At 68.8% G+C, this 19885-nt stretch carries 20 protein-coding genes and 1 riboswitch; of the genes, 13 read left to right on the top strand and 7 right to left on the bottom strand.

What is annotated here, in order from left to right:
* The first annotated feature begins 199 nt into the window (after positions 1 to 199).
* The gene (locus GSI01S_RS17695) at positions 200 to 3454 is read left to right on the top strand and encodes a (Fe-S)-binding protein (RefSeq protein ID WP_006898009.1); all 3255 of its coding nucleotides are present in this window, start codon (positions 200 to 202) and stop codon (positions 3452 to 3454) included.
* 122 nt (positions 3455 to 3576) lie between these two features.
* On the opposite strand, the gene GSI01S_RS17690 is transcribed toward GSI01S_RS17695, so the two are convergent.
* Entirely contained in the window at positions 3577 to 4170 is a 594-nt protein-coding gene (locus GSI01S_RS17690; RefSeq protein WP_006898008.1) for a hypothetical protein, read from the bottom strand.
* 156 nt (positions 4171 to 4326) lie between these two features.
* Positions 4327 to 4746, bottom strand: coding sequence for a hypothetical protein (locus GSI01S_RS17685; protein ID WP_006898007.1), 420 nt, complete (start codon positions 4744 to 4746; stop codon positions 4327 to 4329).
* An 83-nt stretch (positions 4747 to 4829) separates the two neighbouring features.
* Here GSI01S_RS17685 and GSI01S_RS17680 point away from each other — a divergent pair, with 83 nt between their 5' ends.
* The 6 genes from GSI01S_RS17680 to mnhG are packed head-to-tail and all read left to right on the top strand — an operon-like array spanning position 4830 to position 11382.
* Entirely contained in the window at positions 4830 to 7721 is a 2892-nt protein-coding gene (locus GSI01S_RS17680) for a Na+/H+ antiporter subunit A (RefSeq protein WP_006898006.1), read from the top strand.
* A complete protein-coding gene (locus GSI01S_RS17675) occupies positions 7721 to 8380 on the top strand; it encodes a Na(+)/H(+) antiporter subunit C (protein ID WP_006898005.1) in 660 nt (219 codons plus the stop codon). Before GSI01S_RS17680 ends, GSI01S_RS17675 begins: the two co-directional genes overlap by 1 nt.
* Entirely contained in the window at positions 8377 to 10014 is a 1638-nt protein-coding gene (locus GSI01S_RS17670; RefSeq protein ID WP_006898004.1) for a Na+/H+ antiporter subunit D, read from the top strand. Before GSI01S_RS17675 ends, GSI01S_RS17670 begins: the two co-directional genes overlap by 4 nt.
* Positions 10011 to 10796 (top strand): Na+/H+ antiporter subunit E, encoded by a 786-nt coding sequence (locus GSI01S_RS17665; protein WP_006898003.1) that lies wholly within the window; start codon positions 10011 to 10013, stop codon positions 10794 to 10796. Before GSI01S_RS17670 ends, GSI01S_RS17665 begins: the two co-directional genes overlap by 4 nt.
* Complete coding sequence (locus GSI01S_RS17660) at positions 10793 to 11053, top strand: monovalent cation/H+ antiporter complex subunit F (RefSeq protein ID WP_006898002.1); 261 nt, start codon at positions 10793 to 10795, stop codon at positions 11051 to 11053. The genes GSI01S_RS17665 and GSI01S_RS17660 overlap by 4 nt, the downstream gene beginning before the upstream one ends.
* On the top strand, positions 11050 to 11382 hold the full coding sequence (mnhG, locus tag GSI01S_RS17655; RefSeq protein ID WP_006898001.1) for a monovalent cation/H(+) antiporter subunit G: 333 nt from the start codon (positions 11050 to 11052) through the stop codon (positions 11380 to 11382). Before GSI01S_RS17660 ends, mnhG begins: the two co-directional genes overlap by 4 nt.
* A 26-nt stretch (positions 11383 to 11408) precedes the next feature.
* Here mnhG and GSI01S_RS17650 read toward each other — a convergent pair whose 3' ends face one another.
* The 4 genes from GSI01S_RS17650 to napA all read right to left on the bottom strand — a co-directional run bounded on the left by GSI01S_RS17650 (position 11409) and on the right by napA (position 14239).
* Positions 11409 to 12539, bottom strand: coding sequence for a glutamate--cysteine ligase (locus GSI01S_RS17650; RefSeq protein ID WP_006898000.1), 1131 nt, complete (start codon positions 12537 to 12539; stop codon positions 11409 to 11411).
* Positions 12540 to 12564: 25 nt separating this feature from the next.
* Complete coding sequence (locus tag GSI01S_RS17645; protein WP_006897998.1) at positions 12565 to 13167, bottom strand: superoxide dismutase family protein; 603 nt, start codon at positions 13165 to 13167, stop codon at positions 12565 to 12567.
* A 136-nt stretch (positions 13168 to 13303) separates the two neighbouring features.
* Positions 13304 to 13825, bottom strand: a complete 522-nt coding sequence (locus tag GSI01S_RS17640; protein WP_006897997.1) for a LytR C-terminal domain-containing protein — start codon at positions 13823 to 13825, stop codon at positions 13304 to 13306.
* Positions 13826 to 13882: 57 nt separating this feature from the next.
* Positions 13883 to 14239: a nucleoid-associated protein NapA gene (gene napA, locus GSI01S_RS17635; protein WP_006897996.1), complete on the bottom strand. Its 357-nt coding sequence runs from the start codon at positions 14237 to 14239 to the stop codon at positions 13883 to 13885.
* Between the two features lie 168 nt (positions 14240 to 14407).
* Here napA and GSI01S_RS17630 point away from each other — a divergent pair, with 168 nt between their 5' ends.
* Genes GSI01S_RS17630 through GSI01S_RS17610 form a run of 5 tightly spaced genes read left to right on the top strand, consistent with a single transcriptional unit; the run spans position 14408 to position 17537 of the window.
* Positions 14408 to 14998, top strand: coding sequence for a peptide deformylase (locus GSI01S_RS17630; RefSeq protein WP_006897995.1), 591 nt, complete (start codon positions 14408 to 14410; stop codon positions 14996 to 14998).
* 10 nt (positions 14999 to 15008) lie between these two features.
* Positions 15009 to 15725 carry a GNAT family N-acetyltransferase, cg3035/Rv0428c family gene (locus GSI01S_RS17625; RefSeq protein ID WP_101841518.1) on the top strand — a complete coding sequence of 239 codons (717 nt, stop codon included), beginning with the start codon at positions 15009 to 15011 and terminating at the stop codon, positions 15723 to 15725.
* Between the two features lie 30 nt (positions 15726 to 15755).
* Positions 15756 to 16268: a guanyl-specific ribonuclease gene (locus tag GSI01S_RS17620; RefSeq protein ID WP_006897993.1), complete on the top strand. Its 513-nt coding sequence runs from the start codon at positions 15756 to 15758 to the stop codon at positions 16266 to 16268.
* A complete protein-coding gene (locus tag GSI01S_RS17615; protein ID WP_006897992.1) occupies positions 16265 to 16750 on the top strand; it encodes a barstar family protein in 486 nt (161 codons plus the stop codon). Before GSI01S_RS17620 ends, GSI01S_RS17615 begins: the two co-directional genes overlap by 4 nt.
* Positions 16751 to 16754: 4 nt before the next feature.
* Positions 16755 to 17537 (top strand): exodeoxyribonuclease III, encoded by a 783-nt coding sequence (locus GSI01S_RS17610; protein WP_006897991.1) that lies wholly within the window; start codon positions 16755 to 16757, stop codon positions 17535 to 17537.
* A 28-nt stretch (positions 17538 to 17565) separates the two neighbouring features.
* Here the strand turns inward: GSI01S_RS17610 and GSI01S_RS17605 are convergent, their stop codons facing one another.
* Positions 17566 to 17916 (bottom strand): GNAT family N-acetyltransferase, encoded by a 351-nt coding sequence (locus GSI01S_RS17605; protein WP_006897990.1) that lies wholly within the window; start codon positions 17914 to 17916, stop codon positions 17566 to 17568.
* Positions 17917 to 18042: 126 nt separating this feature from the next.
* Positions 18043 to 18156, top strand: a riboswitch (TPP riboswitch).
* Between GSI01S_RS17605 and thiC the strand changes: the two genes are divergently transcribed.
* On the top strand, positions 18148 to 19839 hold the full coding sequence (gene thiC / locus GSI01S_RS17600; protein WP_006897989.1) for a phosphomethylpyrimidine synthase ThiC: 1692 nt from the start codon (positions 18148 to 18150) through the stop codon (positions 19837 to 19839). It overlaps the preceding riboswitch by 9 nt.
* Positions 19840 to 19885 lie beyond the last annotated feature (46 nt).

Genomic DNA, 19885 nt, shown 5'->3' with positions numbered 1-19885 from the left:
CCCTCTTATTACTCGCGAGTAACATACCGGTGAACGGTAACCGTGACGGCCGATCTGCAGGCGAAGTTAGGCAAACCTTGGCAGACCCGAGCAGGGTCGAACCTTTACGGTAACCAGGGAATAAAGGTTGACGCGGAGTGCTATGACCCGAGCGCTTTGACGTCTTGGTACGACCTGGACAGAAAGGCCGGTACTTCCAGTGACGACGACTACCGCCGTGATCGGAACCATCGCCGTATTACTCAGCCTCGTATGCTGGGCGCTCTTCCTTCGCGGCGTGGGCACGATGGTCCGATCCATCGCCCAGGGCCAGAAGGTGGAGCCCTCGCGGTTCGCCTACCCCGGGAAGCGTTTCGCGACGATGATGAAGGAATTCGTCGCGCACACCCGCATGGTCAAGTTCCGCACCGTCGGCTGGGCCCACTGGCTGGTGATGTTCGGCTTCCTGATCGGCTTCGTCTTCTGGTTCGAGGCGTACGGTCAGATCTTCGATCCCGAATTCCACTGGCCCGTCATCGGCGCCTGGAACATCTACATCTTCGCCGACGAGGTCCTGGGTCTGGCCACCGTCATCGGCATCGTGGTGTTGATGGTCATCCGTCAGCTGAACCATCCCCGCGTCCCGGCCCGGCTGTCGCGCTTCTCGGGCTCGCGGTTCGGCGCCGCCTACTTCGTCGAGGCAGTGGTCCTGATCGAGGGCCTCGGCATGATCTTCGTGAAGACCTTCAAGATCTCGTCGGGCATCGAGAACCCGCCGGTCTGGACCTCGTTCTTCACGCACTACTTCGCCCAGCTCTTCGAGGGCAGCTCCGTCTACTGGGTCACCGCCGCGGCCGTCGTCAAGCTGATGAGCGGCATGGTCTGGCTCGCCGTCGTCGGCCTCAACATCGACTGGGGTGTGGCCTGGCACCGCTTCGCGGCCTTCTTCAACATCTACTTCAAGCGTGAGAGCGACGGCGGCGTCGCACTGGGTGCGGCCAAGCCGATGATGAGCCAGGGCAAGGTCCTGGACATGGAGACCGCCGACCCGGACGTGGACGCGTTCGGCGCGGGCAAGATCGAGGACTTCAGCTGGAAGGGCTGGCTGGACTTCACCACCTGCACCGAGTGCGGTCGCTGCCAGAGCCAGTGCCCGGCCTGGAACACCGGCAAGCCGCTGTCGCCGAAGCTGATGATCATGTCGCTGCGCGACCACGGCCAGGCCAAGGCGCCGTACCTGTTCGCCGGCGGCCGCAAGGACATGGGCGGCGACGAGGTCGGCATCGTCGACGCCGACGGCAACGTCGACGAGGCCCGCCTGAACAAGGTCCCCGCGGCCGCTCGCGCCGAGGCCGAGCGCAAGCTGGTCGGCGAGTCCGAGGGCACCACCGGTGCCGTCATCGACGCCGAGGCTCTGTGGAGCTGCACCACCTGCGGCGCCTGCGTGGAGCAGTGCCCGGTGGACATCGAGCACGTCGACCACTTCATCGACATGCGCCGGTACCAGGTCCTCATCGAGTCGGACTTCCCGTCCGAGCTCGCGGGCATGTTCAAGAACCTTGAGAACAAGGGCAACCCGTGGGGCCAGAACGCCTCGCAGCGCACTGCCTGGATCGACGAGATGGACATCCACATCCCGGTCTACGGCCAGGACGTCGACTCGTTCGAGGGCTACGAGTACCTCTTCTGGGTCGGTTGCGCAGGCGCCTACGAGGACCGCGCGAAGAAGACCACCAAGGCCGTTGCCGAACTCCTCGACATCGCGGCCGTCGACTTCATGGTGCTGGGCCAGGGAGAGACCTGCACGGGTGACTCCGCTCGTCGTGCGGGCAACGAGTTCCTGTTCCAGATGCTGGCACAGCAGAACATCGACACCTTCGACGAGGTGTTCGCGACCGCGCCCGAGCAGCGCAAGAAGATCGTGGTGACCTGTGCGCATTGCTTCAACGCCATCGGCAACGAGTACCCGCAGGTGGGCGGCAAGTACGAGGTCGTCCACCACACCCAGCTGCTGAACCGGCTGGTCCGTGAGAAGCGTCTGGTGCCGGTCGCCGCACCGGCGGGCGAGCAGGTCACCTACCACGATCCCTGCTACCTGGGCCGCCACAACAAGGTCTACGACGCTCCGCGCGAACTGATGGAGTCCTCGGGCTCCACGCTCACCGAGATGCCTCGCCACGGCGAACGCTCCATGTGCTGTGGCGCCGGCGGCGCCCGGATGTGGATGGAGGAGCAGATCGGCAAGCGCATCAACGTCGACCGCGTCGACGAGGCGCTCAGCACGCTGAACTCCCGGCCGACCGACGCGGACGGCAACAAGCAGGTCCGCAAGATCGCGACCGGCTGCCCGTTCTGCCGCGTGATGCTCACCGACGGCGTGACCGCTCAGACCTCGGGCACCGAGGACGAGGGGCAGGTCGAGGTCGTGGACGTCAGCCAGCTGATCCTGGAGGGCGTCAAGCGCGGCCGTCCGGAGGTCAAGCGCGGCGGCAACTTCCTCGGGCCGATTCAGACCGAGCGCGCCCCCGAGCCCGAGCCCGAGCCGGTCGCCGCTGCGGCGAAGCCCGCAGCTCCCGCCGCCACCGCGGCCCCGGCCGAAGCGAAGCCCGCGGTGGGTCTTGCACCGAAGAGCGGCGGGCTCAAGAAGCCGGGCGGACTCAAGAAGCCCGGCGGTGCCCCCAAGCCCGGCGGTGCCACGGCCCCGGCCGAACCCGCGGCCGAGACCACCCAGGCAGCTCCCGCCAAGGGACTGGCCATGGGCGGCGGACTGAAGAAGCCGGGCGGACTCAAGAAGCCCGGCGGCGCTCCCAAGCCGGGCGCGGCCAAGCCCGCGGCAGCGGCATCGGCGGCACCCGCGACCGACGACGCTGCGACCGAGTCAGCGGCAACCGAGTCAGCGACGAGCGGGGCAGCGGCGCCGGTCGAGACCACGGCCACCGAGGGCAAGGCCAAGGGCTTCGGCATGGCCGGCGGGCTCAAAAAGCCCGGAGCCAAGAAGCCGGGCGCGGCCAAGCCCGCAGCCGCAGCACCGGCCGAGCCCACGGCTCCCGCGGCGACCGAGTCGGCTGCGACCGAGCCGGCCGACGAGGCCCCGGCCGATGCAACCGCCGCCGACACCGGCACGGCGGCCCCCGCTGCCGCTGCCACCACGTCGGGCACCGAGGGCAAGGCCAAGGGGTTCGGCATGGCCGCAGGCCTGAAGAAGCCGGGCGCCAAGAAGCCCGGCGCCCCGAAGGCTGCAGCGACGGCGGCGGAGCCCTCGGCCCCCGCGGAGACCGCACCCGCACCGGAGCCTGCTGCGCCGGAAGAGCCCGCCGCGCCGGCGGCCGGCGAGACCGCCGCTCAGACCGACGAGCCCGCCGAGGCTCCGGCTCCGGCGGCCGGCTCGTCCGACAGCCGGACGATCACCGAGACCGGTGCGTCGAAGGCCAAGGGCTTCGGTCTGGCCGCCGGGAAGAAGCGCCCCGGCAAGTAATTCCGGCAGGAGTCGCCGAGGCGACGACCGCAGAACGATGGCGGCATCGGCCACCCCGAGGGGTGCCGACGCCGCCATCGTCGTCTGTGCGGTCTCGCCGCGGGCCCGTGCGGGCCGTCGGTTCAGCTGGAGGTTCCCGGCGTCGTGGTCGCCGATCCCGACTGGCCCGGCGTCTGCTGCCCGGGAGTCTGGTTCTGATCGGGGGTCTGGTTCTGCTGCCCCGGCGTCTGGCCGTCGCCGTTGGCCGATCCCGGCGGCATCATGCGCCACCGCTGACCACCGAGACCGTTGCGCTCCTGCCCCATGAATCCGCGCATGGTCGCGCCGCGCTCGTATCGCGCCTCGTTCTGCCTGTGGTGGCCGCCGGTGTGGTCACCCGTGACGTAGCCGGCACCGAAGGCGAGTCCCAGACACGCGATGGCTCCGACAACCGCTCCCCCGACGAGCCACTTGCGCCGCACCTCGACGGTCTGCGGGCCGGTGGATGCCGGAGCCGCGACCAGAGGCGGCCGGTGATGGGCCGCCCCGGGCTGTCCCGGCGCGGCCGCCGGGTCGGCGGGCGGCGTTCCGGCGACCGGTGCGATCGGCTCGGTCGGGGCCGTGGTGCTCGTGGGGTCCGGTCCGGCCTGCGGGTCGGGCTGGTGGTCGGATTGGGGCTCGGTCTGCCCGCCGGGGGCCTCCGAGTCGTCGTGCTGGGGTCGGTTGGGGTCAGTCATCCTGGTCGATCCTCGTGTCCGGTGGCGACGCAGTCGTCGCCGTCGACCATCGAGGGAACCCGCCGAATCTGTGAGGTCGCTGGGACGCCCGTACCGGTTCGCTTCGGGTTCGGCGAGGCGCGGCCCGCACCGATACCGCTCTCACCCGCACGGCGCTCAGCCGGCGAAGCTCACCTGATAGATCACTGTCGAGGCCCCGGCCGATGCCGTCGACGACAGTCCCACGTTGACCCACAGTTGCCTGCCGTCGACGTCCTTGCTCAGCAGCACCGACTTCGACTGGGGGTCGTCGACCCGGGAGGACTCCGCGAAACCGGCATCGGTGAGCTTCGTGACGGCGTTGGTCAACGGGTTGCCGTCGGAGGCGTGCGCTTGCACCGTGACCTGCCACTGGGGCGATTCGCCCGATGCGGTGAGCACCGCTCCGTCGACCATCGGCACGTCTGATTCGGGGAAGTCGGACGGCAGCGCGACACCCGGCCGCGACGGCTCGTCATCGGAACCGCATGCGACGAACAGCGCACCCGCACACACCATGATCAGCGCTGCTGCCAGCAGTCTGCGAAAATCCTTCATATCGAAAACGGTAAGGTAGACCTCAAGTTCTCGTCACCACGACACCCCGCCCGCCCGTCCTCGACACAAGTCGGAGTGCCATTTTGATCCTGGTATTGATCGCCCTGGCCGTCAGTGCGCTCATTTCACCACCGATCATCAAGACTCTCGGCTCCCGCGGTTTCTACGTCCTGGCGCTCGCTCCGGCGGCCGGGCTGGCATGGGTGGTCGCCAACTGGCCGGCCCCGGGCGCACCGCCCCGCGTGGAGACGATCGAGTGGATCCCCAGCCTGCAGATGGACATCGTGCTGCGGTTCGACACTCTGTCGGCCGTCATGTCGGTGCTGATCCTGGGCGTCGGCGCACTGGTGCTGATCTACTGCGCCAACTACTTCCAGCAGATGCGCCGGAGAGTCGCGGTCTTCGGCGGCGAACTCGTGGCCTTCGCAGGCGCGATGTTCGGCCTCGTCGTCAGCGACAACACGCTGGTCATGTACGTGTTCTGGGAGGCGACGACGGTCCTGTCGTTCATGCTCGTCGGATTCAACACGGTTCGCGCCACCTCGCGCCGCGCCGCGACCCAGGCCCTGCTGGTCACCACCTTCGGCGGGCTGGCGATGCTCGTCGGCATCATCATGCTGGGCGAGCGGACCGGAAGCTACCTGCTGTCGGACCTCGTCGCCCATCCGCCGGCCGGCAGCGTCTACATCGACGTCGCCGTGATCCTGGTGCTGATCGGCGCCCTCTCGAAGTCGGCCATCGTCCCGTTCCACTTCTGGCTTCCCGGCGCGATGGCCGCTCCCACCCCGGTCAGCGCGTACCTGCACGCCGCGGCCATGGTGAAGGCGGGCGTGTACCTCGTGGCCCGGCTCGCACCGGCCTTCGCACCCCTTCTGAGCTGGCAGATACCGGTCATCGGACTCGGTCTGCTCACGATGGTGCTCGGCGGATGGCGATCGTTGCGCGAACTGGACCTCAAACTCGTCCTCGCCTTCGGCACGGTGTCGCAGCTCGGTTTCATCACCGTGCTGGTGGGTGTGGGCGACGCCAACGTCGCCATGGCCGGCCTGGCCATGGTGGTGGCGCACGCGATGTTCAAAGCGTGCCTGTTCATGGTGGTCGGCATCATCGACAAGTCCACCGGAACCCGCGACATCCGCAAGCTCGCACGCCTCGGCGCACGACTGCCCGGGCTCGCCGCGGTCGCCGCGGTGGCCGGCGCCAGCATGGCCGGCCTGCCGTTCACCTTCGGCTTCGTCGGCAAGGAGACCGCCTTCGGCAGCGTCTGGGACACCGGCGCGCTCTCCCCTATGCAGCGGCACGCAGTCGACGTGGTGCTGCTGGTGGGTTCGGTCATCACGTTCGCGTACACCACGCGCTTCCTGTGGGGCGCGTTCGGACGCAAGGTCCGCCGCCTGCCGACCAGGGCCGTCGCACAGCTCGACCAGCCCGCCGTCATGTTCCTCGTCCCTCCGGCACTGCTGTCGGCGGCCGGCGTGGTCGCGGCGTTCGCGTCGGGATGGATCGGCTCGCTGTTCGAGCCCTATGCGCAGTCGCTGCCCGCCTACGGCGAGGAGATCGAGCATCTCGCGCAGTGGCACGGCTTCGGTCTCCCGGTCGTCTTCTCGATCATCGTGGTCGCCGGCGGCGCCGGCCTGTTCCTGTTCCTGCGTGCGCGCCGCGCGCACGTCTTCGTTCATCCGCCGCGGCTCAACGCCGACCGGATCTACGACGGCGCGCTGCGCACCGCCGACACCGTCTCCCTCTGGGTCACCCGCAACACCCAGCGCGGTTCACTGCCCATCACCCAGGGCGTGATCCTCTCGACCGCGGTGATCCTGCCCGTCAGCGTGTTGTTCCTGGGACGCAGGCAGTCGCTGCACCTGGCGGGATTCGACACCGTCGAAGAGATCGTCATCGGCTTCGTGATGGTCGCCGCGGCGATCGCAACGGCCGTGCTGCGCAACCGCCTCGCCGGCCTACTGACCCTCGGCATCACCGGATACGGCTGCGGCGCCCTGTTCGCCATGTACGGCGCCCCGGATCTCGCACTGACCCAGTTTCTGGTGGAGAGCCTGACACTGGTCGTGTTCGTGCTGGTCCTGCGCAAACTTCCGTCGGAGGCGACCCCGAAGCTGCGCACCGGTCATCGCCCCATCCGCATCGCGATCTCCGTCGCCTTCGGTGCGATGCTGGTGGTGATCGGGCTGTTCGCCGCAGCGGCACGGTCCACCGAGCCACTGCACGTCTACCTCGGCGACGCCGCGTACGAGTTCGGTCACGGAGCCAACGCGGTCAACGTCCTGCTCGTCGACATCCGCGCCTGGGACACCCTCGGCGAGATCTCCGTCCTGATCGTCGCGGCGACCGGAGTGGCCTCGATGGTGTTCCGGAGCCGCCGGTTCGGCGCCGTCCCCCGGGTCACCGACTCGGCACTCGCTCAGCGCCGCAACGGGGACGACGCCGCACACGGGCGCACCACGTGGCTGCGCGGCAGCGAGATGCGTGATCCGGCGCAGCGGTCGCTGATCCTCGAGGCCACCACGCGGCTCGTCTTCCCGACCCTGGTGGTGCTCTCGGTCTACTTCTTCTTCGCCGGACACAACGCACCGGGAGGCGGGTTCGCCGGCGGTCTGGTGATGGGCCTGGCCCTGGTGCTCCGCTACCTCGCGGGCGGACGCTACGAACTCGGCGAGGCGATGAGAGTGGAGGCAGGCACCATCCTCGGCGCCGGGCTCGCGGTCTCGGCGACCACCGCGGCGGTGTCCCTGGCGCTCGGTGCTCCGGCGCTCTCGTCCGCCGTCATCGATCTGAGCCTGCCGGTCTTCGGCGAGTTCCACATCGTCACCGCCCTGTTCTTCGACCTCGGCATCTACCTGATCGTGGTGGGGCTGGTCCTGGACATCCTCCGGAGCCTCGGCGCCCGGCTCGACGTGGCCGACGCCCCGCCGGAGCCCGCCGAACCGGCCGCTCCCGAGCCCGAGGAGGTGAGGTGATGTCGGTGAACCTGGGCCTGTTGATCGTGGCCGGAGCCATGGCCGCCGCGGGCGTCTACCTGCTGACCGAGCGCAGCCTCATCCGCATGCTGTTCGGCCTGCTGCTGGCGGGCAACGCGTTGAATCTGATGATCCTCGTCCTCGCCGGTCCGCCCGGCCATCCGCCGATCCGCGGGCGCGAATCCGATGGGGCGAGCTTCGACACCGACCCGCTGGCGCAGGGAATGATCCTGACCGCGATCGTCATCACCTTGGGCATCGCGGCCTTCGTCCTGGCCGTCACCTACCGGCTCTTCAAGATCAATCAGGCCGCCGAGGAGGAGAAGCTGCCGCCGGGTGCGGAGGCAGCGACCGACGACGAACTCGGCGACGACGAGGAAGACATCAAGATCCTCACGGGAACACCCGAGTCCCAGCCCGATCGCGATCTCAGCGACGATCCGGCCACCGGCGCCGACACCGTCGCCGGCGACCTGTTCGACAAGTACGGCAACCCGCTGACGCCGGAGGAGTTCATCGCGGCGCACATCAACGTCCACGAGCCGGACCTGATGCCCGAGGACGCCGAGGTCCTGGAGTACCTGCCTTACGACGGCGACGAGATGCCGCGGGACGCGGACGAACCGAACGACGACGGGCACGCGAAGGGGGCACGATGACGCCGCAGACGTCCTGGATCCCGGTCCTCATCGTGCTGCCGACGATGGTTCCGCTGCTGGCGGCCGCCGTGACGCTGCTGGCCGGCCGGAGCCCCACCATCCAGCGCGCGGTCTCGGTGTCCGCCATCGGCGTCGCGCTGATCGCGTCCGGCCTGATGCTCTACCTCACCAGCGCACACGGGACCTTCGCGGTCAACGTCGGCGGCTGGGACGGCCGCGGCATCGCGGGTACGCCGCTCGGCATCACCTTGGTGGTCGACCGCCTCGCGGCACTGATGCTGGTCATCTCGCTGACCGTGCTGCTGTGCGTCGTGGTCTACGCGATCGGGCAGGGCATCAGGGACGGAACCACCGAGCAGCCGGTGTCGATCTTCCTGCCGACCTATCTCATCCTGACCGCGGGCGTCTGCAATTCGTTCCTCGCGGGCGACCTGTTCAACCTGTACGTCTCGTTCGAGGTGCTCCTCGCGGCGAGCTTCGTCCTGCTCACCCTGGGCGCCAGCGCCGAGCGCGTGCGAGCCGGCGCGTCGTACATCATGGTGTCGATGGTGTCGTCGCTGATCTTCCTGGCCGGCATCGCCTTCGCCTATGCGACCACCGGAACCCTCAATCTCGCCGAGATGGCCGTCCGGCTCGACGACGTGCCCGACGGCACCCGCAACGCGCTGTACGCGGTCCTGCTGGTGGCCTTCGGCATCAAAGCGGCCGTGTTCCCCCTCTCGACGTGGCTTCCCGACTCCTATCCGACCGCTCCGGCCCCGGTGACCGCGGTGTTCGCGGGTCTGCTGACGAAGGTCGGCGTGTACGCGCTGATCCGCACGCACACCCTGCTGTTCCCCGGCGGATCGATGGACAACGTGCTCATGATCGCGGGACTGCTGACCATGCTCGTCGGCATCTTCGGCGCCATAGCGCAGTCGGACATCAAGCGACTGCTGTCGTTCACGCTGGTGAGCCACATCGGCTACATGGTGTTCGGCATCGCCGTCGGTTCCGAGCTGTCCACCTCGGCGGCGATCTTCTACGTCGCCCACCACATCCTCGTGCAGACCACGCTGTTCCTGGTGGTGGGACTGATCGAACGGCAGGCGGGGTCGGCGTCGCTGCGGCGCCTCGGCGGACTCATCGCGAGTCCGCTGCTGGCCGGGCTGTTCATGATCCCGGCGCTGAATCTCGGCGGCATTCCACCGTTCTCGGGATTCATCGGCAAGGTCGCGCTGCTGGAGGCCGGTGCCCAGGACGGATCGGTGCTGGCGTGGGTGCTGGTCGCCGGGTCGGTCGTCACCAGCCTGCTCACCCTGTACGTGATGGCCCGTATCTGGACCAAGGCGTTCTGGCGGGCCCGCGCCGACGCGCCCGACGGCGCCATGGCGTCGAGCACCGCGTCCGCGCTCATCGAAGAGGGCACCGACGTCCTGCTCGAGGAACGCGAGGACGTGGGCCGGATGCCGGTGGCCATGGTGCTGCCCACGATGGCGATGGTGGCCGCCGGTCTGGCGCTGACGCTGTGGGGCGGGCCCATCTTCCACTTCACCGACGACGCCGCACACGGCGTCCTCGACCGCAGCGAGTACATCTCGACGGTTCTGCACGGGCCCGACCCCGCGCACGCCACCGACGGAGGCCGGCCATGAGCAACACGCCGTTCCCAGACAAGCCGCACGCGAAACCCGTCGGAAAGCGCCCGGTGGCCGCATTCTTCGGCAACCTGTGGCGGGTCACCCTGGTGCACCTGGCCTGGCCCGCGGTCCGGACCTACGTCTGGCTGAACGAGAACCTGCACGCACCGGCCTGGGCCGGCGGCTCGCTGCGCGAGTTCGGCCTGCGACTGTGGGGCTTCGCCTGGCTCACCTTCGTCTGGGTGCTTCTCTGGGGCGACGTCACCTGGGCCAACATCGTGGTCGGCGCGTTGATCGCCCTGCTGGTGATGGTCCTGCTGCCGCTGCCGCGGGTGCCGGTGGAGGGTCGGTTTCACCCGCTCTCGGCGCTCAAGCTCGTCGGCACGATGATCTACAACTTCTTCCTCTCCAGCGCTCAGGTGGCGTGGGCCGCGGTGAAGCCGGGCGATCCGCCGCTCGGTGCGGTGGTCCGCGTGCACATGGCCATCAAATCCGACCTCACGCTCACGCTGGCCGTCGACTACATCAACCTGGTGCCCGGCACCATGGTGGTCGAGATCGATCAAGACCAGCGGATGCTGTACATCCACGTCTTCGACGTGCGCAAACAGAAGTACATCGACGAGTTCCTGAAGCAGATGGCCTACGTGGAGCGACAGTTCATCAAGACCTTCGAGCGCGACGACGAGTGGCATCCGAGTCCGTTCCACGGAATCGACGACGATTACCATCACGTCCCGTTCGCCGACCGCCGTCGGGTGGTCGAGCAGGAGCGCTCACGGAAGGAGAAGGCATGACCGTCGTCTGGATCATCAGTGCCGCGATGCTGCTCACCGCCGTGCTCCTGACCGTCTATCGCACGCTTCGCGGGCCCTCGACCCTCGATCGGCTCGTCGGCGTGGACGCGCTGGTCGCCATCGCGATCTCCGGTCTGTCGGTGTGGGTGGCCTACACCACCGACACCACCGTGGTCCCGGGCATCGTGGCGCTGAGCCTGGTGGGTTTCATCGGGTCGATCGCCGTGGCCCGTTTCCGAGTGAGGGACGACCAGTGATCCTCGACGTCGTGGCCGCGGCGCTGATCCTGCTCGGCTCGCTGCTGGCCCTCACCGCCGCCATCGGGATCGTCCGATTCCCCGACACGCTGAGCCGGATGCACGCCGCGACCAAGCCTCAGACGTTCGGCATGATCCTGGTGCTCGCGGGCACCTTCATCAGGCTCGACAGCCACCCGGACGGCGGAATGCTGGTCCTGACCGGCTTGTTCGCACTCATCACCGCGCCGGTGGTCGCCCAGCGCGTCGGCCGCCTCGTGTATCGCGAGCAGGCCCTGGGGGAGGACGTTCTGGACGAGGACGAACTGTCCTCGCGAAACGGCGGGTAGCGCCACCGCGGTCGCGGACGCGTCCGCTAACCGAGTTCGGCGACCACCGAGTCGACCACCTTGCGCATGTCGCCGGTCTCGGAGAGGACCCGGCGCTGCCGCTGGTAGCTGGCGCCGCCGGCGATGATGTCGGCGACCGTACCCAGTTCCTCGAGGCAGCCCAGCGACGCCGCCACCGGTTCCAGACGCACCAGCAGTTCGGCGAGGTCCTCGGTCACGAGGCGCTCCGAGCATTCGGCGTCTTGGATGATGATCGCATCGAGCCCGTAGCGGGCGGCGCGCCACTTGTTCTCCTGCACCAGCCACGGAGCCATCTGCGGCAGCGTCTGTCCCGCCGACAGGCGCCGGTCGAGGTCGACGATCAAGCAATGGGTCAGGGCGACGATCGCCGCGAGTTCACGCCGGTTCGACACTCCGTCGCAGACCCGCACCTCGATGGTTCCCAGATGGGGCGACGGCCGGATGTCCCAGCGGATCTCGTTGAGGTGGTCGATGATCCCGGTGGTCTTCTGGTCCTGTGCGAAGCCCTCGAACTCCGACCACGACTCGAATTGGAACGGCAGCCCCGCCGTCGGCAACTGCTGGAACATCATCGCGCGGTTGCTCGCATACCCCGTCGAGCGTCCGGCCCACATCGGCGACGACGCGGACAGCGCGAGCAGATGCGGATAGAACTTCAGCAGCGACGACAGGATCGGCAGCACCTTGTCGCGGCTGTCGATGCCCACGTGCACGTGCACGCCCCAGATCAGCATCTGCCTGCCCCACCACTGCGTCCGCTCGATCAACTCGGCGTATCGGTGGCCTTCGGTGAGTTGCTGCGCGGACCACTCCGCGAAGGGGTGGGTTCCCGCCCCGTACAGATCGATGCCGATCTCGTCGCACAGCCCGCGCACCACGTCGAGCGACCCGCCGAGATCGTCCATGGCCTCGCCGACGGTGGTGCAGATGCCGGTGACCAATTCCACCGTGTTGCGCAGCAGTTCGCGATGGATCTTGTCGCGTTGATCGCCGGCGCGCGCGTCGACGAGCTCGAAGAGCCGGTCTGCGGCGTTCGACAGGTCGCGACTCGACTTGTCGACCAGGGCGAGTTCCCACTCGACCCCGAGCGTCGGCTTCGGCGACCCGTGGAACGGGATCGCCGCCGGAGTGGTCACCGCGGCTCCTTGCCTCGGGTCGGCGCTAGCTGGTCTGCGAGATCACGCCGCAGGCCAGGCGCGGTGCCTCAGAGCCGCCGTCGGCGAGATCGTGGAGGATGACGGCCTTGCCGCGGATGTCCTGGACGGTGAACGCGTCGGTGGTGGTGCTGGCGCTGGCGGTGCCGTCCTTGAGGACGTTCAGCGTGGCCAGATCGCCCGACTCCGGCTTGCCGGTGTGACCGTCGGCCTGGAAGTGACCGCCGGCGGTGGAGAACCCGGTCGCGGGCTCGCACTTACCGACCGTGTGGATGTGGATGCCGTGCTCGCCCGGCTTCACACCGGCCACCCGCATCGACACCTTCACGGCCTCGCCCTCCTGCGAGAAGCTGACGAAGCCCACGCGGTTGCCGTCCTTGTTGACCAGAGTGGTTGACGCGGACTGCGCGCTCGCCGGGATGCCGTCGGCGTTCACGACGTCGCCGGGAGCCACCTGGTCGCCGGTAACGACCGCGGGGGTGGTGCCGGGCACGTCACTCGGCTGCTCGTTCGGGGTGCAGGCCGAGAGTGCCAGGGCCGCGCCGCCCGCGGCGGCCACGGCCGCCATGACCCGGACGGTCGAAGCGCGATTGGTGCTACGGACGGTCATGTGTGCTCCTTAGTCGTCGGCGCTGTGGTCGGCTGGGCGGATCTCCATCCGCTTCGCGTGCACGTTGGGGCTGTTGCCGTGTTCGCTGATGTTTACTGTTCGCCAATGATTATGACGGGTGCGTCCGGTCCGCGTGCTACCGGCTCACCACCACGACCGGCAGGCCCTCCGGGCAACGCGTGAAAGCCGTCGGCCGGGGGTTCAGGGCGGCACCGCCCGGCACGGCCGCGGCCACCTTCTTGGCGGCCTCCTCCTGCTCGGGGGAGTAGAAGATGGTGTTCTCGCTGACGCTGGACGTACTCAGGTTCGCCGTCTCACCGACCTTGAATCCGGCGGCCGTGAGCTCCTTGCTGACCGAACCGGCCAGACCGGTCACGTTGCCGGCATTGAGGACGCACAGTTCGGGCACGCCTTCGGTGTCCGCGGCGGGCGCGGTGCTGCTGGACGGAGACTTGCTCGACGTCGCCTGCTCCTGCTGCTTCTCCGACTCGGCGGCGGCCTGTGCGCTCTGCCCGGCGGCCTTGAGGCCGGCGTCGGGATCTTCACCGCTGGTCGTCAACTGATGGATGCCGAGGCCGAGGCAGACGACCGCGATCGCCAACAGCAGCATGGCACCCGCACGCAGCGGAAGTCGGTTGTTCTCTCGCTCAGCATTCATCACGGCAACTCTAACCCACCGGCCACCCGCGCAGCCCGTGCGCAGGCCGTGCCCGCGTCAGGTGATCTCGAACCCGAGCCGTCGTGCCGCGCGGGCCTTCTGGCGCGAGGCGCGGAGCCGACGCAGACGCTTCACCAGCATCGGATCGGCGGCGAGCGCCTCCGGGCGGTCCACCAGTGCCCCCAGCACCTGGTAGTAGCGGGTCGCGGACAGGTTGAACAGTTCCTTGATCGCGTCTTCCTTGGATCCCGCGTACTTCCACCACTGCCGCTCGAAGTTCAGGATCTCCCGCTCACGCCGGGTCAGTCCGTCGGGACCCACCTCGTGGGGGTCGAGGTTCGCAGCCTGGTCGCGGGCTCCGTCGATCGCCGAGGGGTCGTCGCCCTGCGGGCTACTCGCCGTTGCGCCGTTCATCTCGCTCCTCAAACAGCTGGACCGTGCATTCACACCGGCTCGCACGCCGCCTCGGCGCACGAATGACATCAGTGTGGTTCCGTCGAACATCTAACCACGATCGCGGCCGCCGTCCGTGCCGACGCACCGCAGCGAAACCGGACCTCTCGCGCAGTAGACTGCTCTGTCATGGCAATTCTCCCGATCTGCATCATCGGCGAACCCGTGCTGCACCAGCCGACCACCCCGGTCGAGCTCGACGCCGACTCGAAGCCCTCGGCCGAGATCGTCGCTCTGCTCGACGACATGTACGAGACCATGGACGCCGCCAACGGCGTCGGACTCGCGGCGAATCAAGTGGGCCGGCCGCTCCGGATGTTCGTCTACGACTGCCCCGATGCCGGCGCGCGCCGGCGCGGCGAGGTGATCAATCCGATCCTGGAGACCTCCGAGATCCCCGAGACGATGCCCGATCCCGACGACAACGACGAAGGCTGTCTCTCGGTGCCCGGTGAGGGCTTTCCGACGGGGCGGGCCGACTGGGCCAAGGTGGTCGGCACCGACCGCAACGGCGACCGCGTCGAGATCGAGGGCACCGGATTCTTCGCCCGGATGCTGCAGCACGAGACCGGACACCTCGACGGATTCCTGTACGTCGACGTGCTGATCGGGCGCAACGCGCGGGCGGCCAAGAAGGCGATCAAGCGCAACGGCTGGGGCGTGCCCGGCCTCACCTGGCTGCCGGGCACCGTCACCGATCCGTTCGGCCACGACGACTGACCCGCCCGCCGTGCCGTCGCCGGACCCGTCGCCCGTCTCTCGCGGACCGCAGCCCGCGGTCGGCGATCGAGTGGTGGTCCGGTACCGGCTCGGCGCCGACGCGCCCGCCGATTGGCGGGCCTCACCCAATCCCCCGACCGATCGCTCCCCCAGCCTGTCGGACATCACCGGGCTGCTCCGGGAGCGGACCGGCGAGGCGATCGTCGTCGAGCGCGACGGCGTCCGCCACCGCATCCGCACCGATGCGATCACGTCGGTGCGACTGCTCTCGCGACGGGTGGTGCGCAACTCCGAGATCCGCGGCGTGGAGCGAGCGCTGATGCGCGCCGCACCGGCCGCCGAGCGAACCGAGACCGACGGTTGGCTCGTCAACGGCGCCGGCGACTCTCTGCGGTCGGGAGCCGCGGCACCGGTCGACTTCGGCTCCACCGCGGCCGGTCTGCCCGCGGCGCTGCGCTGGCTCGACGGCCGGGGGCTGCCGCGCCGCGTGATCGTCGCCGACCGGCTGATGCGCGTCGCCTCGCTGGGTGCGGCGATCGCGAGTTCGGCCGATTACGAGGTGCTGATCGGCCCCGAGCCGACGGGCCCCACCCCGCCCGGCGACTGGGCGCCGATCGCCGACGGGGTGGTCGCGGTGACGGTGGCGGCGTCCGACGACTCGGCCCGCGCGGCGTGGCGAGCACTGGACTTCGAACTGCACCACACGTGCCGCCTGCTGGCTCTGTAGCGGCGGCGCGATGAATTACGGTGGACGGCGATGCCGAACTCCACCGACCCCGACCTGACCAGGCGACGAATCATCGCTTCGGCGCTCGCCGTCATCGCGCTGCTCGCCATCGCGGCGTTCACGTGGTGGATCGACGGCCGCGACAGCCCCGACGACGCGTCGTCCGCACCGACGTCCACGGCCGCCGGCCCGCTCCTCGGCACGTCCACGGCTGCGCCCGGCCCGGCGACGGTCGAGGCGAGGGGCGGCGACGCTCCCACCCGGGTCACCAAGACGCTGAACGAGATCGATTCGGGCCGGTGGCCGGAGGCGGCGAACGCCCCGGGCACCCACGGCGGCGACACCTTCCGGAACAACGAGCGCAAGCTGCCGGTCAAGTCCGCAGACGGGCGGCGCATCGTCTACAAGGAATGGGACGTCAACCCCAAGAAGCCGGGACGCGGACGTGACGCCGAACGCATCGTGACCGGCAGCGACGGGTCCGCCTGGTACACCCTCGACCACTATCGGACCTTCGTCCAGATCCGGGGGCCGTCGGCGTGACCACCGCTTCCCTGACCGAATTCCTCGCCGGCGAGGGCCCGGCGACAGCGCTCGCGGTCGGCGACGTCACCACGTACCGCACCGGCGCAGCGGTCCGGCGGTTGCCGGGCGACCGGATGCGCACGCTGGACGGACTGTACGATCTCTTCGCCGCCGCATGGGACTTCCCCGGCCACTTCGGGCACAACAAAGACGCGTTCGACGACTGCATGGGCGACCTCCCCACCGGTCTGCGGACCCCCACCGGCGCGCGGGCGACGGCATTGCTGACCGTCGTCTCCGATGCCGGCCGACTCCTGGCCGACGCTCCGGAAGGCGACTTCGAGTGGTTCGCCACCTCCCCCGCGCACTGGCGGGAGCGGCTGCGCCGATCGGGCCGCCGCTTCGGACTCGTCCTGCTCACGTCCGCCGACGACGCGGCCGCCGTCGCAGGCCGGTGGGAGGGCGCCGGTGCGCCCCTGATGCGGTTGCGGCAGGATTGACGCCATGCGCCTGGCGACGTGGAACGTGAACTCGATCCGCGCCCGATCCGAGCAGGTCGTGGCATGGATGAATCGGCATGCGATCGATGTGCTCGCGATGCAGGAGACCAAGTGCACCGACGATCAGTTCCCGGTGATGAGTTTTCTGGCCCACGGCTACGACGTCGCGTTCCACGGGTCGAGCGGATACAACGGCGTCGCGATCGCGTCCCGGATCGGGGTGCACGACATCCACATCGGATTCGACGGGCAGCCGCTCTACGCCGGTGAACGGGAGGCGCGAGCCATCTCGGCGACCTGCGGAGGCGTGCGCGTCTGGAGCCTGTACGCCCCCAACGGGCGCGAGCCGGGACACGATCACGTCCAGTACAAACTCGACTGGCTCAGCGCCCTCGCCGATGTCACATCGCTGGAACTGTCGCACGATCCCGCCGCCCAGGTCGCTCTCGCCGGAGACTGGAATGTGGCGCCGACCGACGAGGACGTGTGGGACCCCGAGTACTTCGCGTCCCGCACGCACACCTCCGACGAGGAGCGCGCCGCCTTCCGCCGCTTCGTCGAAGGCGGATTCGTCGACAGCGCGGCCCCCTTCACCCCCGGTCCGGGGACCTACACCTTCTGGGACTACCAGGCCGGGCGCTTCGCCCGCAACGAGGGCATGCGCATCGACTTCGCGCTCTGCTCCCCCGCCTTGGACGACCGTATCCACGACGCCTTCATCGACCGCGACGCCCGCGCCGCGGAGGGCGCCAGCGATCACGCCCCCCTCGTGTTCGACCTGAGCTGATCCCGGCAGGTGCGCCGGTCGGTCCGCCTCAGGCGGAGGCCATCGCCACCATGCCGGGATGGGCGTCGAGGAAGTGCTTGGTGAAGGTGCACAGCGGCCGCACCTTGAGCTGGTTGTCGCGCATGTACTGCATGGCGCCGCCGGTGAGCCGAGTGGCCAGCCCGTGGCCGCTGTACTCGTCGTAGAGGACCGTGTGGAGGATCGTCACCACCTCGCCGTCGGGACCGTCGTCGATGCGATAGCCGAGCACGCCGACCAGGTCGCCGCCCACCCGCAACTCGAAGCGCTCCCGCTCCGGATTGTGGGAGACCTCGGAGATCTGGTGCAGCAGCGAGCGCGCCGACTGCGGCGGATGCGAGTGACGGACTTTGCGATGCATTCGTTGACCTCCTGTGACCAGCGTCACAAGATTACGTTCGTTCGACCGGGAGACGCAAGTCACATCTGTCACATCTGCATCACGATGCGACGCGACCGGACGACGTGAGTATGGTGGGCACCGCACAACTTCACACGCGGGGGCTCCCACGGAACCGGGGGCTGAGATGGCGACAGGCGGTCGTCGACCGCCTGAACCTGTCCGGATAATGCCGGCGTAGGGAGGATCATCATGGGCACATCCATGCCTGGAACCACACGTGACGACGCCACCGCCGAGGTGACCTGCGGCCCCATCGAGGGCAGCAGCAAGGTCTACCTCGACGTCGACGGCATGGCCGTTCCCCAGCGTCGAGTGCATCTGACGAACGGCGAGCACCTCGACCTCTACGACACCTCCGGTCCGTACACCGACTCGTCGGCGACCATCGACCTCGAGAAGGGGCTGGCGAAGACGCGCGACTCCTGGGAACGGCCGGCACCGGTGCCCGTGGGCGGACACGACGCGGCCACCCAGCTGGCCTGGGCACGCGCCGGGATCGTGACGCCGGAGATGAGATACATCGCCGCGCGCGAGGGCGTCGACGCCGAGCTGGTCCGCAGCGAAGTGGCCGCCGGACGCGCGGTGATTCCGGTCAATCACCGCCACCCCGAGTCGGAGCCGATGATCATCGGCAAGGCCTTCGCGGTGAAGGTGAACGCGAACATCGGCAACTCTGCCGTCACCTCGTCCATCGCCGAAGAGGTGGAGAAGATGGTCTGGGCCACCCGGTGGGGCGCCGACACCATCATGGATCTCTCGACCGGCAAGGACATCCACCTCACTCGCGAATGGATCCTGCGCAACTCCCCCGTCCCGGTCGGAACCGTGCCGATCTACCAGGCGCTCGAGAAGGTGAACGGCGATCCCACGCGCCTGACCTGGGAGATCTACCGCGACACCGTAATCGAACAGGCCGAACAGGGCGTCGACTACATGACCGTGCACGCCGGCGTGCTCCTGCGTTACGTCCCGCTGACCGCCAAGCGGGTGACCGGCATCGTCTCGCGCGGCGGCTCCATCATGGCCGCATGGTGTCTGGCCCACCACACCGAGTCGTTCCTGTACACGCACTTCGACGAGCTGTGCGAGATCTTCGCGCGGTACGACATCACCTTCTCGCTCGGCGACGGCCTGCGCCCCGGGTCCATCGCCGATGCGAACGACGAGGCGCAGTTCGCCGAACTGCGGACCCTGGGCGAGCTGACGAAGATCGCCAAGAGCCACGGCGTACAGGTGATGATCGAGGGCCCCGGGCACGTCCCGATGCACAAGATCGCCGAGAACGTCCGGCTCGAGGAAGAGCTGTGTGAGGAGGCCCCCTTCTACACGCTCGGCCCGCTCGCCACCGACATCGCGCCGGCCTACGACCACATCACCTCCGCGATCGGCGCTGCGATGATCGCGCAGGCCGGCACGGCGATGCTCTGCTACGTGACGCCGAAGGAGCACCTGGGGCTGCCGAACCGGGACGACGTGAAGGTCGGCGTCATCACCTACAAGATCGCGGCACACTCGGCCGACCTCGCCAAGGGGCATCCGCGCGCCCAGGAACGCGACGACGCCCTCAGCAGGGCGCGCTTCGAGTTCCGCTGGACCGATCAGTTCAACCTCGCGCTCGATCCCGACACGGCACGCGAGTACCACGATGAGACGATGCCCGCCGAGCCGGCGAAGACCGCGCACTTCTGCTCCATGTGCGGCCCCAAGTTCTGCTCCATGCGGATCTCGGCCGACGTCCGCACCTATGCACAGGAGAACGGGCTCGTCACGCAGGAGGACATCGACGCGCGGCTGGCACAGGACATGGCGGCCAAATCGGCCGAGTTCGCGGCGGCGGGAAACCAGGTGTACCTGCCGATCTCCGAGGCCGCCGCGCCGTGACCCTGCGGCTTCCGCAGGCCGGCCCCGGCGTCACCCCGGTCCGGGT

Source organism: Gordonia sihwensis NBRC 108236 (assembly GCF_000333035.1).
Classification (GTDB): domain Bacteria; phylum Actinomycetota; class Actinomycetes; order Mycobacteriales; family Mycobacteriaceae; genus Gordonia; species Gordonia sihwensis.
Note: the sequence above shows the minus strand (reverse complement) of the source record. Positions and strands in the feature narration are given on the sequence as shown.

What these genes read in the sequence shown, in the direction of transcription:
- GSI01S_RS17690 (WP_006898008.1), bottom strand. Translation starts at nt 4,170, where the DNA reads ATGACTGACCCCAACCGACCCCAGCACGACGACTCGGAGGCCCCCGGC.
- GSI01S_RS17685 (WP_006898007.1), bottom strand. Translation starts at nt 4,746, where the DNA reads ATGAAGGATTTTCGCAGACTGCTGGCAGCAGCGCTGATCATGGTGTGT.
- GSI01S_RS17675 (WP_006898005.1), top strand. Translation starts at nt 7,721, where the DNA reads ATGTCGGTGAACCTGGGCCTGTTGATCGTGGCCGGAGCCATGGCCGCC.
- GSI01S_RS17670 (WP_006898004.1), top strand. Translation starts at nt 8,377, where the DNA reads ATGACGCCGCAGACGTCCTGGATCCCGGTCCTCATCGTGCTGCCGACG.
- GSI01S_RS17665 (WP_006898003.1), top strand. Translation starts at nt 10,011, where the DNA reads ATGAGCAACACGCCGTTCCCAGACAAGCCGCACGCGAAACCCGTCGGA.
- GSI01S_RS17660 (WP_006898002.1), top strand. Translation starts at nt 10,793, where the DNA reads ATGACCGTCGTCTGGATCATCAGTGCCGCGATGCTGCTCACCGCCGTG.
- GSI01S_RS17645 (WP_006897998.1), bottom strand. Translation starts at nt 13,167, where the DNA reads ATGACCGTCCGTAGCACCAATCGCGCTTCGACCGTCCGGGTCATGGCG.
- GSI01S_RS17640 (WP_006897997.1), bottom strand. Translation starts at nt 13,825, where the DNA reads ATGAATGCTGAGCGAGAGAACAACCGACTTCCGCTGCGTGCGGGTGCC.
- napA (WP_006897996.1), bottom strand. Translation starts at nt 14,239, where the DNA reads ATGAACGGCGCAACGGCGAGTAGCCCGCAGGGCGACGACCCCTCGGCG.
- GSI01S_RS17630 (WP_006897995.1), top strand. Translation starts at nt 14,408, where the DNA reads ATGGCAATTCTCCCGATCTGCATCATCGGCGAACCCGTGCTGCACCAG.
- GSI01S_RS17620 (WP_006897993.1), top strand. Translation starts at nt 15,756, where the DNA reads ATGCCGAACTCCACCGACCCCGACCTGACCAGGCGACGAATCATCGCT.
- GSI01S_RS17610 (WP_006897991.1), top strand. Translation starts at nt 16,755, where the DNA reads ATGCGCCTGGCGACGTGGAACGTGAACTCGATCCGCGCCCGATCCGAG.
- GSI01S_RS17605 (WP_006897990.1), bottom strand. Translation starts at nt 17,916, where the DNA reads ATGCATCGCAAAGTCCGTCACTCGCATCCGCCGCAGTCGGCGCGCTCG.
- thiC (WP_006897989.1), top strand. Translation starts at nt 18,148, where the DNA reads ATGGGCACATCCATGCCTGGAACCACACGTGACGACGCCACCGCCGAG.